Consider the following 5328-nt stretch of genomic DNA (forward strand, 5'->3'; position numbering starts at 1 on the left):
GCTGGACGCGATCGCCGCCGAAGACGGCGTCGTGGCGACCGGCGGCGATCGCGTCCAGCAGCGGGAGGGTCTGCAGCGGGTTGCGCGTGCCGTCGGCGCGCTCCTGCAGGCGGCCGTCGTCGATGTAGTCCTGCACGCGGGCCACCTCGAGGCGCAGGCCCAGGCGCGCGACGGTCTCGTCGCGGAAGCGCAGCACCTCGGGGAAGTTGTGCCCCGTGTCCACGTGCAGCACGGGGAACGGCACGCGCCCCGGGGCGAACGCCTTGGTCGCCAGGTGCAGCACGACGACGGAGTCCTTGCCGCCCGAGAACAGCAGCACGGGCCGCTCGAACTCGGCGACGACCTCGCGGATGATGTGGATCGCCTCGGCCTCGAGCAGGTCGAGGGTGGAGAGGGCAGTGGATGCCGTGGACACAGCGCTCATGTGTGCAACCCGCATTCGGTCTTGGACAGGCCCGCCCAGCGGCCGGACCGGGGATCTTCGCCGGGGGCGACCGGCCGGGTGCACGGCTCGCACCCGATGGAGGGGTAGCCGTGCGTGAGGAGGAGGTTGACCGGCACCTTGCGGTCGGTGGCGTAGCCGATGAGGTCGTCGAAGCTCCACGCGGCGACCGGGTTCACCTTGACGAGGCCGTTGCGCTCGTCCCACGCGACCAGGGGAGTGCGCGTGCGGGTGGGTGCCTCGTCGCGGCGGACGCCCGTGAACCACACCTCGTACCCGCCGAGGGCCCCCTGCAGCGGGTCGACCTTGCGACGGGCGCAGCAGAGCGCGGGGTCGCGCTCGTACAGCCGCGCCCCGAACTCGGCATCCTGTTCCGCGACCGTCTGCGCGGGCAGCACGTCGACGACGCGCACGTCGAGGGAGCGGTCCACCTCGTCGCGCGTGAAGCGGGTCTCGCGGAAGTGGTACCCGGTGTCGAGGAAGAGCACGTCGACATCCGGCAGCTGCGCGGACACGAGATGGGGCAGAGCGGCATCCGCCATCGAGCAGGCCACCGCGGCGGCTTCGGGGGCGAAGTGGCGGGCGACCCAGGCGACGACCTCGGCGGGGCTCGCCTCGTCGGCCTCGAGGCTGCGCAGTTCGATGTCGCCCTGCTCGGCCAGAGCCCTGAGCTCGTCGGGCGTTCGACGCGCGGTCGCGCGGGGGGCGAGAGAGACGCTCACTGCAGGGCCTCCTCGTCGGCGCGGTGGGCCCACTGGGCGAAGGTTTCGTCGGCTGCCGCGTCGCGCTCGTCGAGGAACCGCCGCACGACGCGGTCGACGTAGTCCGCGATCCCGTCGGCGGCCACCTTGAGTCCGCGGACGGTGCGGCCGAGGCCGGCTTCGTCGCGGTCCCGGGATGCCAGACCCCCGCCGAGGTGCACCTGGTAACCGGGCACCTGCTCGCCGTCGATCGTGACCAGCTGGCCCTTCAGGCCGATGTCGGCGGTCTGGATGCGCGCGCACGAGTTGGGGCAGCCGTTCACGTGCAATGAGATCGGGTGCGGCAGGTCGAAGCCCGCGAGGCGCTTCTCGAGATCGTGCACCGCGGCCGTGGCGTTGACCTTGGTCTCGACGATCGCGAGTTTGCAGAACTCGATGCCCGTGCACGCGATGGTTCCCCGGCGGATGAGGCTCGGGCGGGCCTGCAGGCCCAGCTCGTCCAGCCCGGCCACGAGCGACTCGACCCGGTCCTCGGGGATGTCGAGGATCACGACCTTCTGGTGCGGCGTCGTGCGCAGTCGCGCCGACCCGTGGGCTTCGATCAGATCGGCCAGTGCGGCCAGCGTCGTGCCCGACACGCGCCCGACGACGGGGGTCGCGCCCACGTAGAAGCGTCCGTCCTTCTGACGGTGGATGCCGACATGGTCGCCGGGGGTGGTGGGCTTCGGGGCGGCCGGACCGTCGGGCAGGGCGTCACCGAGGTATTCGTCCTGGAGCACCTGACGGAATTTCTCGGTCCCCCACTCGGCGAGCAGGAACTTCAGGCGCGCCTTGTTGCGTAGGCGCCGGTAGCCGTAGTCGCGGAAGATCTGCGCGACCCCGTGCCAGACCTCGGCGACGCGCTCGGGGGCGACGAACACGCCCAGGCGTTCGCCCAGGCGCGGTGCGGTGGACAGTCCACCGCCGACCCACAGGTCGTACCCGATGCCGAGCTCGGGGTGCTCGAGAGCGACGAAGGCGACGTCGTTGATCTCGTGCACGACGTCCTGGCTCGGGTGCCCGGTGATGGCCGACTTGAACTTGCGGGGCAGGTTCGACAGCGTCGGGTCGCCGATGAAACGGCTGGTGATCTCGTCGATCTGCGGAGTGGGGTCGATCAGCTCATCGGCGGAGATGCCCGCAACGGGAGAGCCGAGCACCACGCGCGGCACGTCGCCGCATGCCTCGGTCGTGCCGAGGCCGACGGCCTCGAGTCGGCGCCAGATCTCGGGCATCGACGCGACCTCGACCCAGTGCAGCTGGATGTTCTGGCGGTCGGTGAGATCAGCGGTGTCACGGCCGAACTCCTGCGAGATGCCGGCAATCACGCGCAGTTGCGCGGTGGTCAGCTGCCCGCCGTCGATGCGCACGCGCAGCATGAAGTACTCGTCCTCGAGCTCTTCCGGCGTCAGCGTCGCCGTGCGGCCCCCGTCGATCCCGGGCTTGCGCTGCGTGTACAGGCCCCACACGCGGAACCGGCCGTGCAGGTCGGTGGGGTCGATGGACGAGAAGCCGCCGGCGGCGTAGATGTTCTCGATGCGTCCGCGCACCGCGAGCCCGTCGTCGACTTGCTTCCACTCCTCGTTGCCGTTGAGGGGCGCGGTGCCGTCGATCTTCCACTGCCCGTTGGGCTTGGTGGAGGGGCGGGGTGGGCGCGTCGCGGTGCGCGCGGGTGGAGGACTGGTGGTCACGGTTCGGCTCTCCTCAGCGGGATGTCGACGCGACGCTAGGAGCCGTGAAGGGGCAGGGTCGAAACCGGTGACACGCAACGTCGTCGAACGACATACGGCGTCACGCGACGTCTCACGGGACTCGGGAGGCGTCACACAGTTGCACCACGCGCAATCGATGCGCTAATTGCGAAACGCCGCCGGGGGACGCGACGTCCCGATCCGGCGGCGTTTCGTGCTGCTCATGACGACGCGGGCGAGGTCGGGTCGCCGGAGGGCGAGTCGGACCCGGTGCCCGGGTGAGCGGCCGGGTGCCCGCAGCCGCCCGGTCCGGGGCGCTCGCCGACGCGGAACCCGTGGTGCAGGTTCGGGCCGGACCCGGGAGCGTGCTCGCCGCGCGTGCCGAACCCGCCGCGCGGGCCGAACCCGACGCGGGGATCGAACGGGCCGCGGGGGCCGAAGCCGCGGGGGCCGCGAGCGGAACCGCGTCCGCGGGGACCGCGACGATCGTCGACGTCGAGCTTCTCGGCGAGCAGGTCGAGCGTCCGGGCGAGCGACTCGAGGTCCGCGGTGGGGATGCCGTCGAGCAGCCCCGCGCGTTCGGTCTGGACGCGATCGAGCATCGCGCGGCCCGCATCGGTGAGGCGCCACTCGTCGCGGTCGCGCTCGATGAGGCCCAGGGTGACCAGGGCGTCGAGGCGCTTGCCGCCACGGGTGAGACGGTCGGCGAGCCCGTGGGCATCCACTCGGCCGTCGATGGCGCCGAGCAGGCGAACCGCCTTGGGGTGGAGGGCGCCGTCGCGCGACTGCTCGTGCAGACGGTGGTGAAGAGCGTGTCCGATTGTTGTGAGCCGGCGAGCGATGTCGCCGGGGTCAGGGGAAGAGATGTTCATGAGGTGTCCTTTCGCGGCGGGGGATCCGCCGATGCTTGTCATCTGACAACAGATGTACTGTGACATGTAATGCAAATGCTTGTCAAGCGACATGTAAAATCTCGGACATGGCCACCGACCCCGCCGACGACATCGCCGCAGCCCTCGCGCGGCTGCGGGGGCGGCGACCCCGCCCGCCCTTCGCGCCCGAGATCCCGCACCACACCCATCGCGGTCACGGCGGACATGGCGGCCCGCCCTGGGCCGACCCGTCGCACGGGCGCTTCGGGGGTCCCGCCCGGCTGCGCATGCTGGACGCGCTAACCGCGGCATCCGGAGTCCTGTCCGTGAGCGGCATCGCCGAGGCCGTCGGAGTCGATCAGCCCCGCGCGTCGCGCCTGGTGCAGCAGGCCGTGCAACTGGGCCTGGTCGTGCGCGAGCCCGACCCCGACGACGCCCGCCGCACGCGCGTGCGACTGACCCCCGAGGGCGAGGGTCTCGTCTCGGGTGTCCGGGGCAGGAGGCGGGATGCCGTGCGCTCCGCCCTGGAGTCGTTCAGCGCCGAGGAGAGCCGCGAGTTCGCGCGCCTGCTCGGCAAATTCGCGGACGCCTGGCCCCGCGACTGACGCCTGGCCCCGCGCCGGTCCCGTAACCGACGCCGGGCCGCGCGCCAGGCGCCGGTCCCCGCGGCGAGCGCCGGATCAGCGGATGACGGCGGCCTCGGCCTTGACCGGCAGCAGCAGGACCAGTCCCGCGAGCAGGATCGCGACGATGCCCAGGATGCCTAGGCGCGTGTCGCCGGTGAGGCCGACGAAGAGGGCGAACAGGCCGGGCGCGAGGAACGACACCGCGCGCCCCGTCGTGGCGTAGAGGCCGAAGATCTCGCCCTCGCGGCCCTCGGGAGCCATCCGCGCGAGGAAGGACCGGCTGGCCGATTGCACCGGGCCGACGAACAGGCCCAGGCTGAGGCCCGCGATCCAGAACAGCGGCACGGAGGTGCCGATGACGAGGATGACGCCACCCATCACGATCAGACCGATCAGCGAGGCGACGATGACCCGTTTCGGACCGAAGCGGTCGTCGAGGCGGCCCGCGAAGATCGTGCTGATGCCGGCGACCACGTTCGCGGCCACCGCGAAGTAGAGCACCTGTGTCGAGGTGAAGCCGAACACCTGCGCGGCGATGATCGCGCCGAACGTGAAGACGCCGGTCAGTCCGTCGCGGAACACGGCGCTCGCGATGAGGAACAGCAGCACCGGACGGCTGTCGCGCCAGAGGGAGCGCAGCGTGCCCCACAGCACCGCGTAGGAGCGGAAGAAGCCGACCCGCACCCGACGGCGTTGTGCCGGGATCTCGGGCACGCGCAGCAGGACCGGTATGGCGAACACGCCGAACCACACCGCCGACGCCAGGACCGCGAGGCGGATGTTCAGACCGCCCTCTTTGGTCACGGCGAGAAGGCCACCGGCATCCGGATCCCCGAAGCTCTGGATGAAGAGCACCAGCAGCAGAAGCAGCAGCACGATGCCGCCGACATAGCCCATGCCCCAACCGAAGCCCGAGACGCGGCCGATGTTCTGCCGCGTCTCGGGCTTCGGTTGGGG

General features: G+C 71.4%; 6 protein-coding genes. 1 reads left to right on the forward strand and 5 read right to left on the reverse strand.

Features of this window, described 5'->3' with window-relative positions; translation table 11 throughout:
- The 4 genes from DC432_RS15800 to DC432_RS15815 form a co-directional block, all read right to left on the reverse strand.
- The coding region (locus tag DC432_RS15800) for a phosphoadenosine phosphosulfate reductase family protein (RefSeq protein WP_165801316.1) at nucleotides 1–424 on the reverse strand (424 nt) is incomplete at its 3' end.
- The gene (locus tag DC432_RS15805) at nucleotides 421–1164 is read right to left on the reverse strand and encodes a phosphoadenylyl-sulfate reductase (RefSeq protein ID WP_116538628.1); all 744 of its coding nucleotides are present in this window, start codon (nucleotides 1162–1164) and stop codon (nucleotides 421–423) included. The genes DC432_RS15800 and DC432_RS15805, both read right to left, overlap by 4 nt.
- Nucleotides 1161–2873: a nitrite/sulfite reductase gene (locus DC432_RS15810; RefSeq protein WP_116538656.1), complete on the reverse strand. Its 1713-nt coding sequence runs from the start codon at nucleotides 2871–2873 to the stop codon at nucleotides 1161–1163. Before DC432_RS15810 ends, DC432_RS15805 begins: the two co-directional genes overlap by 4 nt.
- Nucleotides 2874–3094: 221 nt before the next feature.
- Nucleotides 3095–3745 carry a MarR family winged helix-turn-helix transcriptional regulator gene (locus DC432_RS15815; protein ID WP_116538657.1) on the reverse strand — a complete coding sequence of 217 codons (651 nt, stop codon included), beginning with the start codon at nucleotides 3743–3745 and terminating at the stop codon, nucleotides 3095–3097.
- A gap of 107 nt (nucleotides 3746–3852) precedes the next feature.
- Between DC432_RS15815 and DC432_RS15820 the strand changes: the two genes are divergently transcribed.
- The gene (locus DC432_RS15820) at nucleotides 3853–4350 is read left to right on the forward strand and encodes a MarR family winged helix-turn-helix transcriptional regulator (RefSeq protein WP_116536712.1); all 498 of its coding nucleotides are present in this window, start codon (nucleotides 3853–3855) and stop codon (nucleotides 4348–4350) included.
- Nucleotides 4351–4425: 75 nt separating this feature from the next.
- Here the strand turns inward: DC432_RS15820 and DC432_RS15825 are convergent.
- The coding region (locus DC432_RS15825) for an MFS transporter (protein ID WP_116538658.1) at nucleotides 4426–5328 on the reverse strand (903 nt) is incomplete at its 5' end.

Origin of the sequence: Microbacterium testaceum (assembly GCF_003075375.1) — a bacterium.
GTDB lineage: Bacteria > Actinomycetota > Actinomycetes > Actinomycetales > Microbacteriaceae > Microbacterium > Microbacterium testaceum_E.